The 22,720-nt window shown below is 68.7% G+C and carries 18 protein-coding genes; 11 read left to right on the top strand and 7 right to left on the bottom strand.

Features of this window, described 5'->3' with window-relative positions; translation table 11 throughout:
• Nucleotides 1-21 precede the first annotated feature (21 nt).
• The 9 genes from ACSUZJ_RS19620 to ACSUZJ_RS19580 all read left to right on the top strand — a co-directional run bounded on the left by ACSUZJ_RS19620 (nt 22) and on the right by ACSUZJ_RS19580 (nt 13,162).
• Nucleotides 22-585: a PEP-CTERM sorting domain-containing protein gene (locus ACSUZJ_RS19620; protein WP_499410956.1), complete on the top strand. Its 564-nt coding sequence runs from the start codon at nt 22-24 to the stop codon at nt 583-585.
• A 110-nt stretch (nt 586-695) separates the two neighbouring features.
• Nucleotides 696-2,756, top strand: a complete 2,061-nt coding sequence (locus tag ACSUZJ_RS19615; RefSeq protein ID WP_499410955.1) for a hybrid sensor histidine kinase/response regulator — start codon at nt 696-698, stop codon at nt 2,754-2,756.
• Nucleotides 2,757-2,976: 220 nt separating this feature from the next.
• The gene (locus ACSUZJ_RS19610; RefSeq protein ID WP_499410954.1) at nt 2,977-3,318 is read left to right on the top strand and encodes a KGG domain-containing protein; all 342 of its coding nucleotides are present in this window, start codon (nt 2,977-2,979) and stop codon (nt 3,316-3,318) included.
• A gap of 335 nt (nt 3,319-3,653) precedes the next feature.
• Nucleotides 3,654-4,553, top strand: a complete 900-nt coding sequence (locus ACSUZJ_RS19605; protein WP_499416613.1) for a DMT family transporter — start codon at nt 3,654-3,656, stop codon at nt 4,551-4,553.
• A 162-nt stretch (nt 4,554-4,715) separates the two neighbouring features.
• The gene (locus ACSUZJ_RS19600; protein ID WP_499410952.1) at nt 4,716-6,341 is read left to right on the top strand and encodes a M28 family peptidase; all 1,626 of its coding nucleotides are present in this window, start codon (nt 4,716-4,718) and stop codon (nt 6,339-6,341) included.
• Between the two features lie 428 nt (nt 6,342-6,769).
• A complete protein-coding gene (locus ACSUZJ_RS19595; protein ID WP_499416611.1) occupies nt 6,770-7,222 on the top strand; it encodes a chemotaxis protein CheW in 453 nt (150 codons plus the stop codon).
• Between the two features lie 21 nt (nt 7,223-7,243).
• A complete protein-coding gene (locus ACSUZJ_RS19590; RefSeq protein ID WP_499410951.1) occupies nt 7,244-8,968 on the top strand; it encodes a methyl-accepting chemotaxis protein in 1,725 nt (574 codons plus the stop codon).
• Between the two features lie 256 nt (nt 8,969-9,224).
• A complete protein-coding gene (locus ACSUZJ_RS19585) occupies nt 9,225-10,277 on the top strand; it encodes an aldose epimerase family protein (protein ID WP_499410950.1) in 1,053 nt (350 codons plus the stop codon).
• Between the two features lie 152 nt (nt 10,278-10,429).
• On the top strand, nt 10,430-13,162 hold the full coding sequence (locus ACSUZJ_RS19580; RefSeq protein ID WP_499410949.1) for a hybrid sensor histidine kinase/response regulator: 2,733 nt from the start codon (nt 10,430-10,432) through the stop codon (nt 13,160-13,162).
• Between the two features lie 7 nt (nt 13,163-13,169).
• Here the strand turns inward: ACSUZJ_RS19580 and ACSUZJ_RS19575 are convergent, their stop codons facing one another.
• Entirely contained in the window at nt 13,170-13,604 is a 435-nt protein-coding gene (locus ACSUZJ_RS19575) for an MAPEG family protein (RefSeq protein WP_499410948.1), read from the bottom strand.
• A gap of 111 nt (nt 13,605-13,715) precedes the next feature.
• Between ACSUZJ_RS19575 and ACSUZJ_RS19570 the strand changes: the two genes are divergently transcribed.
• On the top strand, nt 13,716-14,702 hold the full coding sequence (locus ACSUZJ_RS19570; protein ID WP_499410946.1) for a GlxA family transcriptional regulator: 987 nt from the start codon (nt 13,716-13,718) through the stop codon (nt 14,700-14,702).
• Nucleotides 14,703-14,932: 230 nt separating this feature from the next.
• Here the strand turns inward: ACSUZJ_RS19570 and ACSUZJ_RS19565 are convergent, their stop codons facing one another.
• The 5 genes from ACSUZJ_RS19565 to ACSUZJ_RS19545 form a co-directional block, all read right to left on the bottom strand.
• Nucleotides 14,933-15,718: a hypothetical protein gene (locus ACSUZJ_RS19565; RefSeq protein WP_499410945.1), complete on the bottom strand. Its 786-nt coding sequence runs from the start codon at nt 15,716-15,718 to the stop codon at nt 14,933-14,935.
• A 6-nt stretch (nt 15,719-15,724) separates the two neighbouring features.
• Nucleotides 15,725-16,876: an HlyD family secretion protein gene (locus ACSUZJ_RS19560; RefSeq protein ID WP_499410944.1), complete on the bottom strand. Its 1,152-nt coding sequence runs from the start codon at nt 16,874-16,876 to the stop codon at nt 15,725-15,727.
• A 10-nt stretch (nt 16,877-16,886) separates the two neighbouring features.
• The gene (locus ACSUZJ_RS19555; protein ID WP_499410943.1) at nt 16,887-18,350 is read right to left on the bottom strand and encodes an efflux transporter outer membrane subunit; all 1,464 of its coding nucleotides are present in this window, start codon (nt 18,348-18,350) and stop codon (nt 16,887-16,889) included.
• Nucleotides 18,351-18,352: 2 nt separating this feature from the next.
• The gene (locus ACSUZJ_RS19550) at nt 18,353-19,855 is read right to left on the bottom strand and encodes an MDR family MFS transporter (RefSeq protein ID WP_499416609.1); all 1,503 of its coding nucleotides are present in this window, start codon (nt 19,853-19,855) and stop codon (nt 18,353-18,355) included.
• Between the two features lie 77 nt (nt 19,856-19,932).
• Entirely contained in the window at nt 19,933-20,382 is a 450-nt protein-coding gene (locus ACSUZJ_RS19545) for a MarR family winged helix-turn-helix transcriptional regulator (RefSeq protein ID WP_499410941.1), read from the bottom strand.
• 190 nt (nt 20,383-20,572) lie between these two features.
• Here ACSUZJ_RS19545 and ACSUZJ_RS19540 point away from each other — a divergent pair, with 190 nt between their 5' ends.
• Nucleotides 20,573-21,433 carry a hypothetical protein gene (locus tag ACSUZJ_RS19540; protein WP_499410940.1) on the top strand — a complete coding sequence of 287 codons (861 nt, stop codon included), beginning with the start codon at nt 20,573-20,575 and terminating at the stop codon, nt 21,431-21,433.
• A gap of 244 nt (nt 21,434-21,677) precedes the next feature.
• On the opposite strand, the gene ACSUZJ_RS19535 is transcribed toward ACSUZJ_RS19540, so the two are convergent.
• Nucleotides 21,678-22,718: an SDR family NAD(P)-dependent oxidoreductase gene (locus tag ACSUZJ_RS19535; RefSeq protein ID WP_499410939.1), complete on the bottom strand. Its 1,041-nt coding sequence runs from the start codon at nt 22,716-22,718 to the stop codon at nt 21,678-21,680.
• Between the last annotated feature and the right edge of the window lie 2 nt (nt 22,719-22,720).

The raw sequence follows: 22,720 nt of genomic DNA, 5'->3' as shown, positions 1-22,720 counted from the left end.
TACAACCATCAGGGGAGCAACATGACCATCACCAAATCCATCCTCGCCTTTGCCGCCGCCATGACCCTGGCCGCACCGAGCCAGGCCGCCATGCTCGTTACCTCGGCCGGCAGCACCGTCACCGACTACAGCGGCGCCGGCAGCATCTCCTTCGACCTCGACCTGGAAAAGCTGGGCACCAGCAGGCTCAGCTTCGTGCTCGAGGAAGAAGACCTGCTCGGCCCGCTGAGCCTGAACGCCATCGTGCGCAACCTGAGCGGCGCCGCGCTGAACCAGTTCGTCTTCAAGCTGGAGGGTATCGATTTCGCCTCCTACGGCAGCGTGACGCCGACCTTCGGCATGCTCGGCCAGGTCACGGAAACTCCGGACTATGCGCATATCGGCTTCAGCAAGCCGGAGTGGGCCGAGTTTCACTTCGGTAATCCGCTGCTGGCCGCAGGCGCCGCCGACTGGTGGCTGGACACGCGCGGCCTGAACGCGGGTGACCGTTTCGCGATCGTGGCCACGGTGCCGGAACCGTCCTCGCTGGCCCTGACGCTGCCACTGCTGGGCCTGGCGGGACTGATGGCGCGCCGCCGCGACTGAGCACAGGTATTTGTTTCTGGTAAGCATTTATGGCTCACCGTTAATTACCGCACGGGCATTTTCTAATTGCTGGGCTAGCCTAAACCGCTAGCTCGTCAATGAAAGTGCCCATGCTCGACACCATCGTCTACCAGTCGATCTTTGCCGGTTCCCCGATCGGAGCCTGCATCCTCTCCGCCAGCGAGAACCCGATCATTCTCGACGCCAACGAAGCCTTCCTGCGTAACGTCGGGCAGGCGCGCGCGCACGTGATCGGACAGCCCCTGTTCCACGTCTTCCCGGATGCGCCGGACGATGCCGGCATTCCCGGCAGCAGCGGCGTGATGGCGCTGCGCATGTCGCTGGCCCAGGTGATAGCCAGCGGCAAGCCGCATGCGTTGCCGACCCAGCGTTATCCGGTGCGCACGCCGGGGCCGGATGGCGTGGAGCAGTTTGTCGAGCGCTTCTGGAACGCCACCAGTACCCCCATCTTCGACGCCGCCGGCCAGCTGCTCTGCATCCACCACGTGACGATCGAGGTGACCGAACAGAAGCGGGCGGAGGAAGCGCTGCGGCTGAGCCGGCGCGAAGCGCTTGCCGCCGCCCGCGAGGCCGAGGCGGGCAGGGCGCGGCTGGGCGCCGTGCTGCAGGCCGCGCCGGTCGGCATCGTGATGGCCGACGCCAACGGCAAGGTGCTCGAATCGAATGCCGCGCATGACGCGCTGTGGTGCCGCCACGGCCTGCCGTCGAGCAGGCCGCTCGACTTCGCGGAGTGGAAGGGGTGGTGGGCCGACGGATCGGCGCGCCACGGCCAGCCGGTCGCGGGCGGCGAGTGGCCGCTGGCGCTGGCGCTGCGCGGCGAGACCAGCGAACCGCACCTGATCGAGATCGAGACCTTCGACGCCGCGCGCGAGCGCCGCATCGTGGTGTGCTCGGCCGCACCGGTGCGCGGACCCGAAGGCGCCATCGACGCGGCCGTCGTGGTCCTGCTCGACATGACCGAGCGCCTGCGCGCCGAGGCCGCGCTGCGCGAAGCGGACCGCCGCAAGGACGAGTTCCTGGCGATGCTCGCGCACGAGCTGCGCAATCCGCTGGCGCCGATCATGGCGGCGGCCGAACTGCTGGCCCAGAAAAACGCCGCGCCCGACACCGTCAGCCAGGCAAGCGGCATCATCGCGCGCCAGGCGCGCCACCTGACCGGGCTGGTGGACGACCTGCTCGACGTGTCGCGCGTGACGCGCGGCCTGGTGGTGATCGACCGCGGCCGCGTGGACCTGGGCGCGGTGGTGGCCGAGGCGATCGAGCAGGTGCAGCCGCTGGTCGCCTCGCGCGGCCACCGGCTCGAGGTGAATGTGCAAGAGGCACCGCTGGTCGTTCCGGGTGACGGGAAGCGGCTGATGCAGGTGGTGGCGAACCTGCTCAACAACGCGGCCAAGTACACGCCGCCGGGCGGCCGGATTCGCGTCCAGGTCCGGGCCGAGCAAGACCAGGCGCGCATCCTGGTGAGCGACAACGGCATCGGCATGAGCCGCCAATTGATCGGGCGCGCCTTCGAGCTGTTCGCCCAGGCCGAGCGCGATGCCGACCGCGTCCAGGGCGGCCTCGGGATCGGCCTGGCGGTGGTGCAGCGCCTGGTCGAACTGCACGGCGGCCGTGTCGAGGCGCACAGCCAGGGGCCGGGGCAGGGCAGCAGTTTTGCGGTCTGGCTGCCGCTGGCCCGCGACGGCGCAGCCAACGCGCAGCCGCCTGCCGTGATGGATGCCAGCCCGGGAGCCGTTCAGCGGCTGCGCGTCACCATCGTCGACGACAACCGCGATGGGCTCGAGATGCTGTCGATGATGGTCCGGCATTTCGGCCATGAGGTCGACGTGGCCCATACGGCGGCCGAGGTGCTGGAGGCGGCGCAGCGGACGGCCGGCGACGTCTACCTGCTCGACATCGGCCTGCCCGGCATGGATGGCTTCGAGCTGGCCCGCAGGCTGCGCCGGGACGCGCGCACGGCGCAGGCCGTGCTGGTCGCCGTCACCGGCTATGGCGGCGAGGAAGCGCGCCGCAGGGCCATCGAAGCCGGCTTCGACCACCACTTCGTCAAGCCCGTGAAAGGGGGCGAACTGCGCCTGCTGCTGCGTGACCTGGCGCGTGCGCGAGGGCGCCTGTTGCAGGAGCGCCGTACCGTCGCGCCAACTCGATAATGAGCTCGACAATAAGCGAAGAAGCAAGGAGATGTCAGATGTTTAAGCTTTGGTGTAGGAAAGATTGCCGCTGAAGCCGCCAGTCCATGCCGACAGCCCTATCGGACTGATCCTACGGGGGCACGGGTCTCAAGCGGTGTCATCAGGACGTTTTGCTGACTACCATGTACCTGTCTCAGCCAATTTCGAGCTGGGTTTTTAACTCACCAAGGAGGCAATCATGGCATCGAACAACCAAGGTGGTAACAACGGTAACCAGGGCAACAAGCAGAGCGGCGATACCAGCAACCGCGGTTTCGCATCGATGGATCCGCAGAAGCAGCGCGAAATCGCCAGCGAAGGGGGCCGTGCAGCGCACGCATCGGGCAATGCCCACGAGTTCACTTCGGAAGAAGCACGCCGTGCAGGCTCGATGAGCCACAAGAACGACGGCAACAACCAGAGCAGCGGCGGCGGCAGCCAGCAGAGCGGCGGCGGCCAGGGTGGCGGCACCCGCGGCGGCTCGCCGGAGCAGCACGCCAAGGCCGGCTCGCAGAGCCACAAGAACGACGACAAGCGCTAAGCCTGTAGTTCAGTTCCTACCTGTCCTCCCCGGTGCGCCGGGGTAACGAGACAGCTTCCGTTACGTGGTATGCGCCGCCGGATGCCTTGCGTCCGGCGCCTGCCCGGCCGGGATAGCCGATACGGGTGTGGATCGGCATCCCGGCCTTTGTTCGTTAACTCCCGGCGTATCGATACCGCATCCATGACGCTTTCCGCCGCCCCTTCCGCCTGAATCCGCCGCGTCTGGCACAATCTTGCCTTTGCGTAGCTTCTCCAAGGCTGCGCTGTTTCGTGATCGGAGTGGCTGTGTTGAAGGGTGTGCTGTGCGGCGTGCTGGCGGGTGCCTTGTGGGGAATGGTGTTCATCGTGCCCGAGCTGTTGCCGGGCTTTTCGCCGGTCGAGCTGGCGGTCGGGCGCTATGTCGCCTATGGCGCGATCTCGCTCGGCCTGGTGCTGCCCGGCCTGGCGGCGCTGCTGCGCCGCCTCACCGGGCAGGATTGCCGGGCGCTGCTGCGCCAGGCGCTGTCGGGCAACATCGTCTATTACATCTTTCTCGCGCTCGGCGTGCAACTGGCCGGCGTGGCGCCGACTTCGCTGATCGTCGGCCTGGTGCCGGTCTCGGTTACGCTGCTCGGACGGCGCGACCGCGGCGCCGTGCCGCTGGCGCGCCTGCTGGCGCCGCTGGCGGTGGTTGCGGCGGCGATCGTCTGCATCAATATCGACGTGTTCAGCCATGCCCAGGCGAACGGCAATTCGCTGGCGACCAGGCTGCTGGGCGTGGCCTGCGCCTGCGGCGCCCTGGCGTGCTGGACCTGGTACGCCATCGACAACGCGCGCTACCTGAAGCGCAACCCGCAGTTCAGCAGCGCGCAATGGTCCTCGCTGTATGGCCTGGCCAGCGGCCTGGTGGCGCTGCCGATCGGCCTGGTGGCCATGCTCATGCATGATGCCGTTCCGTCTGGCGCGCCCGCGCGCGACTGGGGCCTGTTCTGGACCTGCAACCTGCTGCTGGCGCTGGGGGCCTCGGTGATCGGCAACCAGTTGTGGAACGTCGCCAGCCGGCGCCTGCCGGTGACCCTGACCGGCCAGCTGATCCTGTTCGAGACCGTCTCGGCCATGCTCTACGGTTTCGCCTGGCGCGACCAGGCGCCGCGCCTGCTGGAGATCGTCGCGATCGTGCTGCTCGTCGCCGGCGTGACCTGGTCGGTGCGCCTGCATGCGAACGCGCCGCCGGCCGCGGCCGCCCCCGCCTGAAACCGGCATATACAGCAGGCCCGTGGCCTGACTGTCGAGTCGAACGGCGCCGCATGGGGCGTCCAGCCTGGACGTCCCAATGACGGGCCCACCCTGGCGGCGCGGCTGCGGTAACATGTTGCGATTTACGTTACCCATTCCCGTCACTTCATGGAACACCCGATGCGCCTTCGCACTCCAGTCCTTGCCGCGGCCTGCGCCGCCTTCAGCCTGTCCTTTTCCGCCTTTGCCCAGGAAGCCCCGCTCCTGAAGGAGCCGGCGCTGCGCGCCCACCTGTCCTTCCTGGCCGACGACCTGCTGGAAGGGCGCGGCACCGGCCAGCGCGGCGGCGACCTCGCCGTGCGCTACCTGGAAACCCAGGCCGCCGCGATCGGCCTGCAGCCCATGCCGGGCGGAAGCTACCGCCAGCCGGTGCCGGTCCAGGGCACGCGGCTGGTCTCCGGCAGCGTCGGCTTTGACGCCGGTGGCAAGCGCATCGCGCCAAAACCAGGCGAGGGCATCGTCTTCGGCACCGCCAGCGGCAAGGCCGACGTCGCGTTCGACGCGCCGCTGGTCTTCGTCGGTTACGGCGTCTCTGCGCCCGAGGAGAAGTGGGACGACTACAAGGGCCTGGACGTGAAAGGCAAGATCCTGGTCATGATGGTCGACGATCCGCAGCCCACGGCCGACGAGCCGAACCGCTTCGCCGGCAAGGCCTACACCTGGTACGGACGCTGGGTCTATAAGTTCGAGGAAGCGGCACGCCGCGGCGCCGCGGGCGCGCTGCTGATCCACACCACGCCCTCGGCTTCCTACGCCTGGAGCGTGCCGGCCAACAGCTTCTCGCACGAGCGCTTCCGCCTGGCCGGCCCCGGCAACCCGATCGAGGGCTGGCTGCACGAAGACACCGCGCGCGCGCTGTTCGCCGCCGCCGGCTTCGACCTCGACACCCTGCGCGCCCAGGCCGAGCGGCGCGATTTCAAACCGGTCGAGCTGAAGACCGTCGCGCACGTGCAGATGCAATCGAAGGTGCGCCAGGTCGAGCAGTTCAACGTGGTCGGCGTGGTGCCGGGCCTTGACCCGAAGCTGAAGGAGCAGGCGGTCGTGTACTCGGCGCACTGGGACCATTTCGGCATCGACGAGAAGCTCGGCAGCGGCCACGACCACGTCTTCAACGGGGCCATCGACAACGCCACCGGCACCGCCGCGCTGCTGGCGATGGCCGCCGAGGCGGTGAAAAAGCCGGCGCGCCGCACCCAGGTCTTCCTGTGGCCTGCGGCCGAGGAGCAAGGCCTGCTGGGCAGCGCGGCCTATGTCGCCAATCCGGTGGTGCCGCTGGCGAAGACCGCCGCCGATTTGAACCTGGACAGCCTGAATTTCGTTGGAAAAACGAAGGACATCGGCGTGCCGGGCGCCGAGCGCAGCAGCCTGTACGAGACTGCCGCCGGCGTGGCGAAGAAAATGGGCCTCAAACTCGCCCCGGCGATTCCCGACATGTCCGGCGCCTACTTCCGCGCCGACCACTTCAGCTTCGCCAAGGCCGGCGTGCCGGCCTTTAATGTCGGTTCGGCGGTGTTCTCGGGCGACGGCCACTTCGAGTTCGAGCACGCGCAGGCCCAGGCCAGCGCGAAGATGGTCGGCTACAAGAAGGATTACCACCAGGTGAGCGACGAGTATCGCCCCGAGTGGGACCTGTCGGGCATGCTGCAGCAGGCCCAGTTCACCCTGAACCTGGGCTATGCGGTGGCGAATGCGCCGGCCATGCCGACCTGGAAGAAGGGCGACCCCTTCGGCAGCGTCAAGCGCTGAGTTTCGCGGGGCCGGCACGGCGGCCAACCGCATCCCTGGCGGGGCCGTTCTCCAGGCGTCCGCCGTCTTCGATTTCTTCCTGCACTCCTGATCACGGGTCCGGCCATGGCCGGACCCGTGTTGCACACGATCGCCCTTTGCTTTTCCTTCCGCAGATGGCGCCGGTCTCCCTGCGCAAGGCAGGTCTCGTATAAGTATGGCAAGAACTTGACGCAATGCCATTGTCGCCTCGACCACGGGTGTCGCATTCCTGCAATACGCCCGCGCGAAGGACACAATTTTTTCGCCGACTTAACAATTCTCCATCGAGTTCCAGTTCAGCCCGCCGTAATCTACTTTCCATACGGCAATTAATTGCCGTCGAAGCGCCCGCGCCCGCAACACAAAATACTGGAGTAAACGTGACTGAAACAAGCAAGACCGCCGAGATGGAGGTGCTGTCCTTCCGGCTGGGGAAAGAGGAATACGGAATCAGCATCCTGAAGGTGCAGGAAATCCGCGGCTACGACGCGGTGACGCGCATCGCCAATGCGCCAGCCTTCCTGAAAGGCGTGATCAACCTGCGCGGCCAGATCGTGCCGATCGTCGACATGCGCATCAAGTTCGATCTCGGCAAGCCGGAATACGACAGCTTCACCGTCGTGATCATCCTGAACTTCGACCGCCACGTGATCGGCATGGTGGTCGACAGCGTGTCCGACGTGATCACGCTGGAACCGGAGCAGGTGCGTCCGGCGCCGGCACTGGGCGTCGGCATCGATGCCGACCACCTGCTGGGCCTGGGCACGGTCGGCGAACGCATGCTGATCCTGCTCGACATCGAGCGCCTGATGGCTTCGCCCGAGATGGGCCTGATCAACTCCATGGCCGACGCGGCCTGACGCTTTCATTTGTCCTTACCCATGAATCTCGCAAACGTAAAAATCGCCAAGCGCCTGGCCATCGGCTTCGGCCTCGTCGGCGCCCTGCTGCTGGGCAGCCAGATCTTTGGCATCACGATGGTGTCGCGCGTCAGTACCGGAACGGCCGATCTGGCCGAGCGCAGCATTCCGAACATTAACGCCACCAGTGCGGTGCTGGCGGAAATCAACGACGTGGCCGTCGCGCTGCGCAACATGATGCTCGACGCCGACCCGGCCGACCGCCAGAAGCAGCGCGAGGAAATCGCCGCTTCCACCGGAGCCAGCCAGGAAAAACTGGCGCAGCTGGACAAGAGGCTCGTGAGCCCGGATTCGCGGGCAGTCCTGGCGCGCATGCTGGCGGCAAATGACAAATATATCGAGGGCCAGAAGGAACTGCTCAAGCGCATCGAGGCCGGCGATGAACAGGGGGCGCGCGACTTCCTGAAGAGCGTGCTGCGCCCCGCCCTTGCCGAGCTGAAGGGAGCGGTCAACGATCAACTGGTGCTCCAGCAGCAGCGCGCCTCGGAACGGGCCGAGGATGCGCATGACATCGAGGCCTCGACCCGCATCATGATGATCGTGCTGGCCCTGGTGTCGCTGGCGATGGCGGCCCTGGTCGCGTGGTGGAACACCCGCTCGATCACCCGTCCGCTGGCGCGCGCGCTGGACGTGGCGAACACGGTGGCGGCCGGCGACCTGACCAGCCGCATCGAGGTCACCACCCGCGACGAGACCGGCATGCTGCTGCAGGCCCTGAAGACCATGAACGAAAACCTGGCGCGCACCGTGAGCGTCGTGCGCAGCGGCACCGAGACCATCGGCACCGCCGCCAACGAAGTCGCGGCCGGCAACCTGGACCTGTCCTCGCGCACCGAGCAGCAGGCGTCTTCGCTGGAAGAAACCGCGTCCTCGATGGAAGAGCTGACCTCGACCGTCAAGCAGAACGCCGACAACGCCCGCCAGGCCAACAGCCTGGCCGAAACGGCCTCCCATGTCGCCGAGCGCGGCGGCCGCGTGATCGACGAGGTGGTCGGCACGATGGAAAGGATCAACGCCTCGTCCGGGAAGATCGCCGACATCATCGGCGTCATCGACGGCATCGCCTTCCAGACCAATATCCTGGCGCTGAACGCCGCGGTGGAGGCGGCGCGTGCCGGCGAACAGGGGCGCGGCTTCGCCGTGGTGGCGACCGAGGTCCGTAACCTGGCCCAGCGTTCGGCCGCGGCTGCCAAGGAGATCAAGGGCCTGATCGGCGACTCGACCGAGGCGGTGCAGGCGGGCAGCAAGCTGGTGAACGAGGCGGGCGCGACCATGAACGAGATCGTCGAGAGCGTGCGCCGCGTGACCGACATCATGAGCGAGATCACCGCCGCCAGCGTGGAGCAGACCGCCGGCATCGAGCAGATCAACGAAGCCGTGGCCCAGATGGACCAGGTGACCCAGCAGAATGCCGCGCTGGTGGAGCAGGCCGCCGCCGCTTCGGCGTCGATGCAGGAGCAGGCCGCCAGGCTGGCCGAGGCGGTGAGCGTGTTCCGCGTCGACGCCGGCGACGCCGTGCAGGCGGCAGCCGCGCCTGTCTCACGTCCGGCATCGGGCCGTCCGGCATCGACGCGCCCGGTACTGGCCAGGCCTGCCGTGCGCCCGACGCCGGTTCCAGCGTCGCGCAAGCCGGCACTGAAGCAGCCGGCAACAATCGGCGCCGACGGCGACTGGGAAGAGTTCTGATTCCTACGATTGAATGAACGGGGCCTGCATCGCGCAGGCCCCGTTTTCATTGGCGGCTTCCGCAAGGGCGTAGGGTGGGCTCTCGAGCCCACGCGGTACACCGCCCGCATGACTGCGTCAGGTTCATCAACGCCGGCCCGCCACCGTCCGCGCCAGCCAGCATGCCGCAGCCGCCCACTTCCCGCAGGCAAACCTGCGCAAACCCATCCCGGCTCCGTGCTAGCATCGGTCCCAACACCACCACAGGACCGACACCGTGCAAGCCCCCATCCAGCAAGCCCCCTTCGGTATGCTCCCCAACGGCGAGCAGGTCAGCGTTTTCACGCTCACGAACGCCGGCGGCATGACCGTGAGGATCCTCGACTTCGGCGGCATCATCACCGAAATCCACGTGCCCGACCGCGCCGGCGTCCTGGCCGATGTGGCGCTTGGCTTCGACACGCTCGACCCCTACCGCGGCGACAGCCCTTACTTCGGCGCCCTGATCGGCCGCTACGGCAACCGCATCGCGCGCGGACGCTTCACGCTCGACGGCCAGGACTTCCAGCTGCCGGTCAACAACGGCAAGAACCACCTGCACGGCGGCACCGAAGGCTTCGACCGCGTGAAGTGGCAGGCCCGCATCGAGGGGGCGGAACTGGTGCTGGCCTACCGCAGCGTCGACGGCGAGCAGGGCTACCCCGGCAACCTCGACGCCACGGTGCGCTATGGTCTCACCGAGGACAACGAGATCGTCGTGCGCTTCCACGCCGTGACCGACCGCGCCACCCCGGTTAACCTGACCCAGCACAGCTACTTCAACCTGGCCGGCGGCGGTTCCATCCTCGATCACCGCCTGAGCATCGACGCCGACGCCTTCATCGCGATCGACGCCGACCTGATCCCCTACGGGAAGCTGGCGCCGGTAGCCGGCACACCCTTCGACTTCCGCAGCGCGCATCCCATCGGCGAACGCATCGACGACGAGGACGAGCAGCTGCGCCACGGCGGCGGCTACGACCACTGCTTCGCCCTGAACAAGCCCGCCGGGAAGACGATGACGCGCGCCGCCCGCGTCGTCGAGCCGGTCTCGGGCCGGGTGCTGGAGCTGTTCACCCAGGAGCCCGGCGTGCAGTTCTACAGCGGTAACTTCCTCGACGGCTCCCTGCACGGCAAGGGGCAGGCATACGCCTACCGCAGCGGCTTCTGCCTCGAACCCCAGCACTTCCCGGATTCGCCGAACCAGCCGGCCTTCCCGAATACCATCCTGCGCCCCGGCGAGGTCTACGAGACCGAGTCGCGCTTCCGCTTCTCGGTGGAGCACGCCTGAGCGTTCCGGCACGGGTTCCTTCGCCGTTCTACCCACTGCGCATGACGCTATCACGTGTCGCCGCCGAACCTTGAAAGTCGGCAGCGCCGGATATAATTATTTGTTTAGAAGATAAGCCATGCGCGCCCCGCAAGGTGACGACAGGGACCTGAATGACTACTGTGATCGATTCCGCGCTTGCCAGTGCCGAAGGCGAAGGCATGCGTCCGCTCCTGCACGCGGGGGCGCCCGCAGGGATGCCGTTTGGCGAGCGCGCGAGCTGGCCGGCGCCGCTAGGCGCCATCATGGACCTGATGCTCGGCTCGCGCTTCCCGATGTTCGTGGCCTGGGGTCCGGAGCTGCGCGTGGTCTACAACGAGACCTGCGCCGCGTTGCTCGGCGAGCGGCACCCGCAGGCCCATGGCCAGCCGCTGGCCAGCGTCTGCACCGACGAGTGGGCGGCGATCATGCCGGTGGTGGACAGCGCGCTGGCGGGGAAGAGCGTGCTGCTGGAGAACGTGCAGTTCAGCGACGGCATCGAAGGCGGCAACAGCGGCAGGAGGCGCGGCCGGCAAGTGTACGTGACGCTGTCGCTCTCGCCGGTGCACGACGGCGAGCGCAGCGCCGGCGTGTATTGCGTGCTGACCGACACCACGGCCAGCGTGCTGGCGGCGCAGCAGCACGGCTTCCAGCTGGAACTGAGCGCCGTGCTGCGCGAGCTGACCGACCCGGTCGCGATCATGGAAGCCGCCAGCACCCTGATGGGCAGGCATTTCGCGGTGGGACGCGTCGGCTACGGCGAGATCGACGCCAGCGGCCGCCATGTCAGCGTCGAGCGCGACTGGACCGATGGCAGCATCGCCAGCGTGGCGGGCGAGACGCGTCCGCTCGACAGCTTCGGTCCCGCCATCATCGATCACCTGCGCGAAGGGAAGGTGCTGCGCCTGGACGACATCGCGGCCGACCCGCGCGCCGCGCCCTATGCCGCCGGCTATGCGAGCATCGACGCACGCGCGATGGTCATCGTGCCGATCATCGAAGGCGGCCGGCTGGCGGCGATCTTCTACCTGCACGAGCCGCTGGCGCGCAACTGGAGCGAGCGCGAGGTGCTGCTGGCCGAGGACGTGGCGCGCCAGACGCGCGAAGCGCTGCGCCGCGCGCGCGTGGAAGAGACGCTGCGCGACGAGACGCGCATCCTCGAAGTGCTCAACCGCACTGGCCAGGCGCTGGCCTCGACGCTCGACCTGAACACGCTCTTGCAGGCGATCACCGACGCCGGCACCCAGTTGAGCGGGGCGCGCTTCGGCGCCTTCTTCTACAACGGCGTCGGCGACGATGGCGAAGTCATGAAGTTGTACACGCTCTCGGGCGCCGCGCGCGAGGACTTCGCGCACCTGGGCGCGCCGCGCCCGACCGGGCTGTTCAACCCGACCTTCCACGCCCAGGCGCCTATCCGCAGCGCCGACATCACGCTCGATCCGCGTTACGGCCAGGCCGGGCCGCACCACGGCATGCCGGCCGGTCACCTGCCGGTGCGCAGCTACCTCGCGGTGCCGGTGGTGTCGCGCTCCGGTTCCGTGATGGGCGGCCTGATCTTCGGCCATCCCGAGCCGGGCGTGTTCACCGACCGCACCGAGCGCATCGTCGCCGGCGTCGCAGCCCAGGCCGCGGTGGCGATGGACAATGCGCGCCTGTACGAGGTGGCGCAGAAGTCGGCGCTCGAGCGCGACGCGCTGCTGCAGAGCGAACGCACGGCGCGCGTCGAGGCCGAGCGCATGAGCCGCATGAAGGACGAGTTCCTGGCGATGCTGGCGCACGAGCTGCGCAACCCGCTGGCCCCGATCAGCAGTTCGGCCAGCCTGCTCAGCATCCAGTTTGCCGAGGAGCCGCGCATCCGCCAGACCAGCGCGATCATCTCGCGCCAGGTGCGCCACATGAGCCGCCTGATCGATGACCTGCTGGACGTCTCGCGCGTGACGCGCGGGCTGGTCACGCTGCAGCTGGGCGAGGTCGATTTCCGCGACGTGGTGCGCAGCGCCCTCGACCAGACCCGTCCGCTGATCGAAGAGAAGCGCCACCGCATCGAGGTGGCCCTGCCGCCAAAGCCGCTGCGCGTGCGCGGCGACCAGACGCGCCTGACCCAGTCGGTCGCCAACATCCTGAACAACGCCGCCAAGTACACGCCCCAGGGAGGGGCGATTGCCGCCGAACTGGAAAGCGACGGCCAGCGCCTGCGCCTGCGCGTGCGCGACAACGGTTCGGGCATGCCGCCCGACCTGCTGCCGAGCGTGTTCGAACTGTTCACCCAGGGCGCGCGCACGCTGGCGCGCTCGCAGGGCGGCCTCGGTCTCGGCCTGGCGCTGGTGAAGAAACTGGTCGAGCTGCACGGCGGCAGCGTGGCGGCCTGGAGCGCGGGCGTGGGCAAGGGCAGCGTGTTCACCATCGAGCTGCCCTGCCTGGCGGCGGGCGAAGCTGGCGCGGCGGCGACTGGCTCGGTGCAGGGCGGCGGCGTGGAACCGGCGCCGAGAAAGCGCCTGCGCCTGATCGTGGTCGACGACAACGAGGACGCGGCCGACAGCCTGGCGACCCTGCTCAAGGCCCAGGGCCACACGGTGATGGTGGAATACACGGCGATGGCGGCGCTGCGCCGCGCCACCAGCGAGCGGCCGGACGCGATGCTGGTCGATATCGGCCTGCCAGACATGGACGGCTACCAGCTTGCCGGGCTGCTGCGCGGACAGCGCGAAACGCGCCACACGGTGCTCATCGCCGCCACCGGCTACGGCCAGGCGCGCGACCGCCAGCGCGCGGTCGAAGCCGGCTTCGCGCATCACCTGGTCAAGCCGATCGACATGGCGGCGCTGGTCAAGATCCTGCAGACGGTCGCTGCGGAACGGGCAGGCTAGGCGCCGTTCAGGCTCCAGCCACGCGCATCGCCAGGCGTACGGCGATCGTCCAGCATACGCCGAGGCCGGCCAGGTAGAGCAGGGCGCGCCAGGGCTGCAGACCGGCGAGATAGGCGCCGGTGTGCAGGTAGCGCAGGGATACATAGGCGCCGAACAGCAGCCAGGCCTCGAAGGCCGGCGCGCCCGACAGCGTCCAGGCAAGGGCCAGGGCCAGGAACAGCGGCAGGTTCTCGACATCGTTGCGCCACACCGCGGCGCAGCGCCGCACGATCGCGGCTTCCTCGGGTACCGGACGCACGCGCAGCATCGCGGCGTCTTCCGGCAGCAGGAAAGTGCGCGCGCGCAGGCGGCTGACCACTTGCAGCATGCTGGTGGCGGTGGTCTTGGCAAACAGGGCGATCAGGGCGCAGGCGAAAGCCTGCCAGGCGGGATAGGTGCTCATCGGTTCTCCATGTGTGTTGTGACGGAGGTGATTATCGAAGGCGACCGCCGGCCCAGCCATTGGCGGAATCGACAATCTTATGGTGTAATCCGCCACATGAAGCATCGTCCCATGACCATCCATATCGGCGTGCTGGCCTTTCCCGGCTGCCTGCGCAGCAGCGCCGTGGTGCCGCTCGACGTGCTGCGCATCGCGAATACCCTGTCCGGTTATCGACCCGCGGCCAAGCGCGTGCGTTTCGAAGGCGAGTGGCTGGGCGCGCGCGGCGAGCCCGCGCTCACGGTCGACGGACTGGCGTTCGCGCTGGCGCCTTTGGCGGGGGCGCACATCGACGCCCTGATCGTGCCGGGCATCGCGCACGACTCCTCGCACGACCTGGCGCGCACGCTCGACGCGCTGGCGCCGGAGCGGGCCGCGATCGCCGCTTACGCGGCCAGCGGCGGCCTGCTGGTGTCGAGCTGCTCCAGCACCAGCCTGGTGGCGCGCACGGGCCTGCTCGATGGCCGCCGCGCGACCACGAGCTGGTGGCTGTCGGCCTGGTTCCGCCAGCAGTTCCCGCGGGTCGAACTCGATGCCGAGGCGCTGGTGGTGCAGGACGGCGCCTGTGTCACCTCGGGCGGCGTCGGCTCGACCCTGGACCTGGTCTTGTGGCTGGTCGGCCACTTCGGCGGCGAGGAACTGCGCCAGCTGACCGCCAAGATCATGGTGATGGACGCCAACCGCGCCAGCCAGGCGCCGTACGTGGCGGACGCCATCGTGGCCCAGGCCGGCCACCCGACCATCGAACGCGCGCGGCGCTGGCTCAACGCCCGGCTCGACCAGGCCTGGACGATGGCGGAACTGGCCGCGCACTGCGCCACCAGCCAGCGCACGCTGCTGCGGCGCTTCCAGGAGGCGCTGGGCCTGAGTCCCGTGCAGTATGCGCAGCAGTTGCGCGTCGAGCGCGCCAAGGCGCTGCTGGAGACCACCGCCCTGTCGCTGGAGGAGATCACCGCCCGCTGCGGCTACGAGGATGCGGCGACCTTCAGCAAGGTGTTCAAACGCTGGGCGGCGTTGACGCCGCGGGAGTACCGGCAGCGGTTTGCGCTGGTGCGTTGATTGGGCCGGGCCGTCGAGGCTGGTCGTGCAGAGGTGGGCACGGGGCGCCCACCCTACGGTCGTCCTCGCCCGAACCGTCCCATCTGTAGGGTGGGCGCCCCGTGCCCACCATAACGAAGGCATGGACCGGCATCGGCAGGGACGTAGGGTGGACGGCTGCACCCGGCGGCATGCCTTGACGCGGCCCCCGCGCCGTCCACGCGTTCAAACCAAGTCCGAGACCACGCGTCTCAGGTTTGTACCAGCCCCGCGATCTGCGCCAGCAACCTGGCGCGCGCCGCATCGAGCTGATCCGCATTGGTCTTGGCCGACAGCGTCTCCCGCGTTTTCCGCCCGAGGAAATAGGCGACGCGTTCGGCGTTGGCCCCCGACGGATGCGGCAGGCCGTGCAGGATGCGCTCGCGCCGGATGACGCCTTCGCTTGCCAGCCAGTCCAGTCCTTCCGCCACGCTGGCGCCCATCGGGATGTAGAGCGCGTCCGGCAACTGGGCCGCTTCCTGCGCAAAGTACCGCAGCACCTGCGCGCGCAGGAAGGGGACCTTCGCCATGCCGGGCGAGCCGCTGTAGTTCCTGTCGTCGACGAAGACCGGGTGGCGCAGGATGGCGCCGATGTGGACCAGGCCGGCGTCCGCGCCGAACAGGCTGGCGCAGCTGGCGATGCCGAGCCAGCGCTGCATGCCGATGGCGTCCAGCAGGGCCACGAAGTTGGGGCGGATGGCGCCGCTGAAGGCGCCGCTGAGGCGGGCGGCGCGCAGCAGCGCTTCCTGTGGCGCGCCGGCGGCCAGCTGGCGCTGCGCCTCCGCCATCGCGTTCTTCCACTGCACGAAGCCCGGCGCGATGCCGACGACGACCAGCCGCGCGCGCGTGTTCACATGCTCGAAGGGGATGTAGTGCACGCTGTAGCGGCCCTCGCGCGCCAGCAGGAAGGCGGGAGGGATCTGCGCCGGCGTGGCAATCCGTGCCACGTCGAGGCGCGCGATCTCGTCCAGGTAGCGGGGCAGGAGCAGGTCCGTCATGGTGTGCTAGTTGGCTAAATTGCGCGCCACGATCGCATCGGTGGCCGCCTGCGCCTGCTGCAGCGGCTGCTCGAACACTTTCGTCGCGAAGTGCGCCGGCGCGCTGGCCACGGCGCCCAGCGCGCTACCTTCCTTGTTGCTGATGTCGACGTCGACGGTGGCCGACAGGCCCACGCGCAGCGGGTGCTTCGCCAGCTCCTGCGGGTCGAGCGAGATGCGCACCGGGACGCGCTGCACCACCTTGATCCAGTTGCCGCTGGCGTTCTGCGCCGGCAGCAGGGAGAAGGCGCTGCCGGTGCCGGCCGCGAGGCCCATCACCTTGCCATGGAAGGTGACCTGGCTGCCGTACATGTCGGCTTCGATCTTCACGGGCTGGCCGACGCGGATGTCGCGCAGCTCGGATTCCTTGAAGTTGGCGTCGACCCAGAGCTGGTCCAGCGGCACCACCGACAGCAGCGGCGTACCCGGCGCGATGCGGCTGCCGACCTGCACGCTGCGCTTGGCGACATAGCCCGACACCGGCGCGACGATGGTGTTGCGGCGCGCCGCCAGCCAGGCCTGGGTGTAGTCGGCCCTGGCCGCCAGCACGCTCGGGTGATGGGCGGCATCGACGCCCGCCAGGCCGGCGCGAGCGGCCGACACCTGTTTCAGGGCCACGTCGAGCGCGGCGCGCGCATCCTCCACCGCCAGGCGCGCATGGGCCACGTCTTCACCCGAGACCACCTGCTCGGCCGCCAGCGGCGCGCGGCGCGCCAGGTCTTCCTGGGCCGTCTTCAGGGCGATCTTGCGCTGCTCGACCACGGCCAGCAGCTGCTCGACGTTGGAATAGCGTTCGCGCTGCTGGCGCACGGCATTGCCCAGGCGCGCCTCGGCCTGGGCCAGCGCGACTTCGGCGTCGGCCGGGTCCAGGCGCACGATCTCGGCGCCGGCCTGCACCTGCTGGGTTTCGTCGGCGCGGATCTCGACCACGCTGCCGGCGACCTGGGCGGACACATTGACGAGATTGCCGCCGATGTAGGCGTTGTCGGTCTCGACGCGCTGCGACAGCACCAACGTGTAATAGGCGCCGTAGGCGATGCCGGCGAGGGCGAACACGCCGGTGATGCCCAGCAGGACGGCCTTGCGCTTGTTCGGGTTCGGGGTGGTTTCGGTAGTCATGGATGCGTGTTCAATGTTGTCGGGTCGATGCGGGGGCGGCCGCGGTAGTCGTGGGCGCAGCGCGGTAGCCGCCGCCGAGGGCGCGCACCAGCGCCACCTGGGATTGAAGCTTCGCGTCCTGCAGTTGCAGGGCGCCGTCGCGCTGGCGCAGGGTTTCCAGCCGCGCCTGGAGGACGGACGAGCGCTCGGCCAGGCCGCGCTTCAGGCGCGTCTCGGCGCTCGCCACCAGATGCGCGGCAGCCTGTTCGGCCTGGTCATGGGCGGCCATTTCTCGCTCGATGCCCTGCAGCGTGGCGCCTTCGGCGGCGACGTCGCGCACGGCGGCGAGCACGGCGTCGTTGTACTCGGCCAGCAAGGCGTCGCGTTCGGCGCGGGCGATGCCCAGGCCCGCTTCCAGGCGTCCGGCATCGAACAGCGGCAGCTCCAGCGTCGCGCCGGCCAGCATGGTGCGGCTGGCGCCGCGCAGCAGCTTGCCGAGCGAGATCGAGTTCAGGCCAAGCGAGCCGGCCAGGTTCAGGTCCGGATAGAAGGCCGCTTCGCTGGCGCGCACGCGGCCCAGCGCCGCCTCGACGCGCCAGCGCGCCGCCTGCAGGTCGGGACGGCGCGCCAATAGTTCGATGCCCAGCTCGCGCGGCAGGGCATTCGCAGTCAGCCGCGGCGCCTGCCGCTGCAGGGTAGCCAGGTCCTCCGGGCCGGCGGCGGCCAGCGCACGCAGGAACTCGCGTTCGCGTGCGGCCTGGGTGCGCAGCAGCTCGGCCTGTTCCACGGTCTTGCCCAGTTCCAGTTCGACGCCGCGCTGGGCATCGACGGTGGCCAGGCCGTGGGCCAGGCGCGCGTTGCGGTCGGCCAGCAGGGCGCGCTGCACCGCCATCAAGGCCGCGAGATTGTCCGCCCGCGCCCACAGGCTCTGCAGGCGGAAGTAGGACTGGGCCACGCTGGCAGCGAGGGCCTGGCGCGCCTGGGCCGCTTCGGCGGCGCCGGCATTGGCCTCGCCGACGGCGGCCGCGACCTGGGCGCGGTGCTTGCCCCACCAGTCGAGGTCATAGCTGGCGCGCGCCTGCAGCGTGGCGTCGGTGTACCAGCTGCCGCCGATCGGTTCGGGGAGCAGGCCGTTGGCGGAGTAGCGCTGGCGGTTCAGGCCGGCGCCGAGACCGGCCTGCGGTCTGCCTGCGGCCTGCTCGCCTTGCAGCGCGGCCTGGGCGACGGCAAAGCGGGCCCGGGCAGCGGCCAGGGTCGGGCTGGCGTTCAAGGCCTGTTCGACCAGGCCATCGAGCTGGGTGTCGCCGTAGTCGCGCCACCAGCGCTCGACCGGCCAGGCATCCTGGCCGAGGTCGATCGCGGCGGCATGCTGGGCATGCGCGAAGTCCGGCGCACTGGCCGCGCCGGTATCGGCCGGCACATGCACGCAGCCGGCCAGCACCGCGGCTGCCAAAAGAGTGAGTGGGAAGTGTCGCACGATGGTCTGGGCTTTCATGGTTAATCGAGGGCCGCGTGGTCGACCTGGGCCGGCGCATCCTGGCGCTTCGGCGGACGGATCAGCAGCAGGGCGGGGATCACGGCGGCGGTGAGCAGCATCATCAGCCAGTAGTCGTCGACATAGGCGATCATCGAGGCCTGGCGCGTGATCTCGTTGTTGATCAGGGCGGCGCCGGCCTCGCTGGCCATGTTGTAGACGCTCGCCGGGTCCTGCAGCGCCGGGTTGGCGTTGTGGACCCGGCTGGCCAGTTCCGCGTGCACCGTGCTGGTATTGCGCACCAGCAGGGTCTGGACCAGGGCGATGCCGATGCTGCTGCCGATGTTCCTGATCAGGCTGTACAGGGCCGTGCCTTCGGCGCGCATCTGCGGCGACAGGGTGGCGAAGGTCGCCGCCGACAGCGGCACGAACACCAGGCCCAGGCCGATGCCCTGGATGATGCCGGGCCAGACGATGTCGGACTGCGACATCACCAGCGTGTAGCCGGTCATCTGCCACAGCGAGAAGGCGGTGATGGCGAAGCCGGTAGCGAGCAGGATGCGGAAATCGACCTTGCCGGTGAGGCGCCCGACCACCAGCATGGCGAGCATGGTGCCCAGGCCCGAGGGAGCCGTGACCAGGCCCGCCAACGCCGCCGGATAGCCCATCAGGCCCTGCAGCATGGTCGGCATCAGCGCGCGGGTGGCGAACAGCACCATGCCGACGATGAAGATCAGGAACAGGCCGGTGACGTAGTTCGGGTTCTTCAGCAGGCGGTAGTCGAGGAAGGACTGGCCGGCCGGGCGCAGGGCGGTGTGGGCGATGAAGTACGACAGGCTCAGGGCCAGCAGCACCGCTTCGATCCAGGTCTCGCCGGATTCGAACCAGTCGTTCTGTTCGCCGCGGTCGAGCAGCATCTGCAGCGCGCCGATGGCCAGGCTGAGCGTAATGAAACCGAAGCTGTCGAACTTCACGCGGCGCTGCGCGGGCGTGGGGCGGATGTAGCGCCAGATGCCGTAGAAGGCCAGCGCCCCGACCGGCACGTTGATGAAGAAGACCCAGCGCCAGTTGTAGCTGTCGGTCAGCCAGCCGCCGAGCGTCGGCCCGAGGATGGGACCGATCATCACGCCCATGCCCCACACCGCCATCGCCGAGCCGTGCTTTTCGCGCGGGTTGATGTCGAGCAGGACCGACTGCGAGAGCGGCACCAGGGCCGCGCCGAACACGCCCTGCAGCACGCGTGCGGCGACGATTTCGGTGAGGGAGCCGGCAATCCCGCACAGGACGGAAGCGATGGTGAAGCCGGCTACCGAGACCAGGAACACTTTCTTCAGGCCGAAGCGGTCGACCAGCCAGCCATTGAGCGGTGTGGCGATCGCGGCGGCGACGATGAAGGAGGTCAGCACCCAGGTGATCTGGTCGGTCGAGGCCGACAGGCTGCCCTGCATGTGCGGCAGGGCCACGTTGGCGATCGTGCCGTCGAGCGCCTGGATGATGGTGGCGAGCATGATCGAGATCGTGATCATGCGCCGGTTCAGGGGCGGATTCGGTGCCGGTTGCGGCAGTCCCGGCGGCAGCCCCGGAGGCGCGCCGGCGGCGCTGCTCATAGCTGGTCCTCGATGCGCGCGCGCAGGGTTTCGAGCAGGGCGGTGGCGGCGGCCAGCGTGTCCGGGTCGACGCCGTCGAGCATGCTCGTGCGGAAGGCGTCGGCCTCCTTGCGCACCTTGGCGTAGAGCGCGCGGCCGTCCTCGGTCAGGTGCGCCAGCTTGACGCGGCGGTCGAGCGGGCTGGGAGCGCGGCGCACCAGGCCGCCGCGCTCGAGGCGGTCGAGCATGGCGACGATCGACGGCCCTTCGATGCCGAGCAGGTCGGCCAGGGCGCGCTGCGACAGCGGTTCCTTCGCCTTGGCGATCATGGCGATCGTCATCCAGCCCGACTGGCCGACGCCAAGGTCCTTCAGGCGCGCGTCGAGGGCAATGCGCCAGTAGCGCGCGGTGTTGTGCAGCGCGACGGCGAAGCGTTCGGCCGGCGTCGGATCGGGTAGGTGTGACATGATTAGCCAGTTAATCGATAGATAGCTATCTATTTTAATCTCGGCAACACGTATGCGTAAAGCGACAACGAGCGGAGTGTGAGGTGTACGTGCGTGCGCGTGCATGCGCGGCTGTTGCGGTGTTAAGCTGACATCAGGAATCTGCTTAATCGATAAGGAGGATTCCGACATCACTCCCAGGGAGGCCGCCATGCCCACTGTTGCACTCGTCACCGTCCATGGAATGGGCGAAACGCCCCGCGACTACGCGGCGGGCGTGTTCGGGCAGATGCGCGCGCGGCTCGGTCCCGCCTTGCGCGAGCGCCTGGCCTGCTATTCGGTGTACTACCAGGACATCCTGCAGAAGAACGAGCAGACGGTCTGGAACCGCGTCGACCGCCAGAGCAAGGTGCACTACGACGATCTTCGCAAGTTCATGTTGTTCGGCTTCGCCGACGCCGCCGGGCTGGAAAACCGCAAGGAAAGCCCGGGCTCGGTCTACGAACTGGCCCAGGGCGAGATCGCGCGCAACCTGCTCGGCGCCTGCACCGCCAACCCGGCCATGCCGGTGGTGTTCCTGGCGCATTCGCTGGGCTGCCAGGTCCTGTCGAGCTACCTGTACGACGCCCAGAAGGCGCTGGCCGGCGGGCAGGTCCAGGTCGGGGTCTGGCGCGACATCGACGGCTGGGCGCGCGCGGCGGTGGGGCGGGTCCTGAGCGAGCACGAAAAGCACTACCTCGCGGGCGGCATCTGTACGGGCATGCTGACGACCGGCTGCAATATCCCGATTTTCGTGGCGGCGCACAAGGAGATGCAGATCAAGCCGATCGCGCCGCCGACGCCGATGTTCCAGTGGCTGAACCTGTACGACCCGGACGACGTGCTCGGCTGGCCGCTGCAGCCGCTGTCCGAGGGCTACCGGCTGCTGGTGCAGGACCGGGCGATCAACGCGGGGCAGGGTGCGGTGGCCTGGATGCTCAAGAGCTGGAATCCGCTGTCGCACAATGCGTACTGGCAGGACAATGCGGTGCTCGATCCGCTGGCGGGGATGATCAGGCGGATGATCGAGTAAGCCGGGGCGGGTTCTCGTAGGGTGGGGTCATTGATGCCGGGGGCATCAATGACGTGCCCACGCGGAACGTGCCGCAATGTTGGCTTTTGTACGTATCGCGCCGGATGACAATTGGTCGCGCTACCGAATGATCATTCGAGACGCCAACGTGGATCGACCGGCGCGGCGCGAAAGATGCCAACACCGTTCGAGCGTCCGCGTGGGCACGGGGTGCCCACCCTACGGATCAGGCCGCGTATTCCAGTTATTGCCCAGCCTTGCGCGCAGCATCTTCTTTCTCCATGCGCGCCCGCACGCCGCCGTCCACGCCCGTGCCGCCCGGCGTCGGCTGGTGCACGGCATTGCTGCCGTCCGGCGCCGGCCCGGCCTTTTCGAACTGCTCGGTGTGGGCAATGTTCGCCGAGATGCGTTCCGTGATGTCGGGCGCAATGCGGTGCGACCAGTAGGCGCCGCGCGCCTTCCAGCCGGCCGGCACTTCTTCGCGCGGGTAGACCGTGGCGCGCACGATGATGTCGACCACCTTGTCCGGATCGTCCATCAGGGCCATGCGCGGCGCGTGGCCGCTGTAGTTGGCGGCATGTTCGAAGAAGGGCGTGTCGGCCGCCCAGGGCAGCACGGTGGTGATCGCGATCCTGTCCTGGCCCGCGAGGCGCAGTTCCTCGCGCAGCGCGCGGCCCAGGCTTAGCACCGCGGCCTTGGTCGAGGCGTAGGAGGCGTGGTAGGCCAGCGGCACCTCGCTTTCCACCGAGCCGATGTTCATCAGGACGCCATGGCCCTGCTGGCGGAACTGGCGCAGCGCCACGTGGCTGCCGTAGATCACGCCCTTCAGGTTGACGTCGACGACGCGCGCGTGGTCTTCCAGTGGAATCTTGTCGAATTCGCCGATGGCGCCGACGCCGGCATTGTTGATCCAGACGTCGATGCGGCCAAAGCGTTCCACGGTGGCGGCCGCCAGGCGCTGCACGTCCTCGGGCCTGGCCACGTCGGTGGTCACCACCAGCGGAGTGCCGCCGGCAGCCCTGGCCTGGGCCGCGACCTCGTTGAGCACCTCGGTGCGGCGCGCGGCCAGCACCACGTTGGCGCGCATGGCCGCCAGCTTGAGCGCCACGCCGCGCCCGAAGCCGCTCGACGCGCCGGTGATCACATAGGTCTTGCCGGCCACCGCCTGCGCCTCGTCGTGCGACAGCGTGGTGGCGCAGCCGCCCAGCAGCAGGAGCGGCAGCAGCGGCAGGAAAAGGAAGGCGTGCAGCAGGCGCGACGCCGCGGGCGCTCGGGTCAGGTGCATGT

Source organism: Telluria sp. B2 (assembly GCF_051789535.1).
Lineage (GTDB): Bacteria > Pseudomonadota > Gammaproteobacteria > Burkholderiales > Burkholderiaceae_D > Telluria.
The sequence above is the reverse complement of the archived record's forward strand: the minus strand, read 5'-3'. Positions and strand labels throughout refer to the sequence as shown.

Excerpts from the sequence above, each read along its gene's own strand:
- ACSUZJ_RS19550 (WP_499416609.1), bottom strand. The coding sequence starts at position 19,855 with ATGATCACGATCTCGATCATGCTCGCCACCATCATCCAGGCGCTCGAC.
- ACSUZJ_RS19575 (WP_499410948.1), bottom strand. The coding sequence starts at position 13,604 with ATGAGCACCTATCCCGCCTGGCAGGCTTTCGCCTGCGCCCTGATCGCC.
- ACSUZJ_RS19615 (WP_499410955.1), top strand. The coding sequence starts at position 696 with ATGCTCGACACCATCGTCTACCAGTCGATCTTTGCCGGTTCCCCGATC.
- ACSUZJ_RS19620 (WP_499410956.1), top strand. The coding sequence starts at position 22 with ATGACCATCACCAAATCCATCCTCGCCTTTGCCGCCGCCATGACCCTG.
- ACSUZJ_RS19535 (WP_499410939.1), bottom strand. The coding sequence starts at position 22,718 with ATGCACCTGACCCGAGCGCCCGCGGCGTCGCGCCTGCTGCACGCCTTC.
- ACSUZJ_RS19560 (WP_499410944.1), bottom strand. The coding sequence starts at position 16,876 with ATGACTACCGAAACCACCCCGAACCCGAACAAGCGCAAGGCCGTCCTG.
- ACSUZJ_RS19600 (WP_499410952.1), top strand. The coding sequence starts at position 4,716 with ATGCGCCTTCGCACTCCAGTCCTTGCCGCGGCCTGCGCCGCCTTCAGC.
- ACSUZJ_RS19595 (WP_499416611.1), top strand. The coding sequence starts at position 6,770 with ATGGAGGTGCTGTCCTTCCGGCTGGGGAAAGAGGAATACGGAATCAGC.
- ACSUZJ_RS19590 (WP_499410951.1), top strand. The coding sequence starts at position 7,244 with ATGAATCTCGCAAACGTAAAAATCGCCAAGCGCCTGGCCATCGGCTTC.
- ACSUZJ_RS19580 (WP_499410949.1), top strand. The coding sequence starts at position 10,430 with ATGACTACTGTGATCGATTCCGCGCTTGCCAGTGCCGAAGGCGAAGGC.
- ACSUZJ_RS19605 (WP_499416613.1), top strand. The coding sequence starts at position 3,654 with ATGGTGTTCATCGTGCCCGAGCTGTTGCCGGGCTTTTCGCCGGTCGAG.
- ACSUZJ_RS19555 (WP_499410943.1), bottom strand. The coding sequence starts at position 18,350 with ATGAAAGCCCAGACCATCGTGCGACACTTCCCACTCACTCTTTTGGCA.
- ACSUZJ_RS19570 (WP_499410946.1), top strand. The coding sequence starts at position 13,716 with ATGACCATCCATATCGGCGTGCTGGCCTTTCCCGGCTGCCTGCGCAGC.
- ACSUZJ_RS19540 (WP_499410940.1), top strand. The coding sequence starts at position 20,573 with ATGCCCACTGTTGCACTCGTCACCGTCCATGGAATGGGCGAAACGCCC.
- ACSUZJ_RS19610 (WP_499410954.1), top strand. The coding sequence starts at position 2,977 with ATGGCATCGAACAACCAAGGTGGTAACAACGGTAACCAGGGCAACAAG.
- ACSUZJ_RS19545 (WP_499410941.1), bottom strand. The coding sequence starts at position 20,382 with ATGTCACACCTACCCGATCCGACGCCGGCCGAACGCTTCGCCGTCGCG.
- ACSUZJ_RS19565 (WP_499410945.1), bottom strand. The coding sequence starts at position 15,718 with ATGACGGACCTGCTCCTGCCCCGCTACCTGGACGAGATCGCGCGCCTC.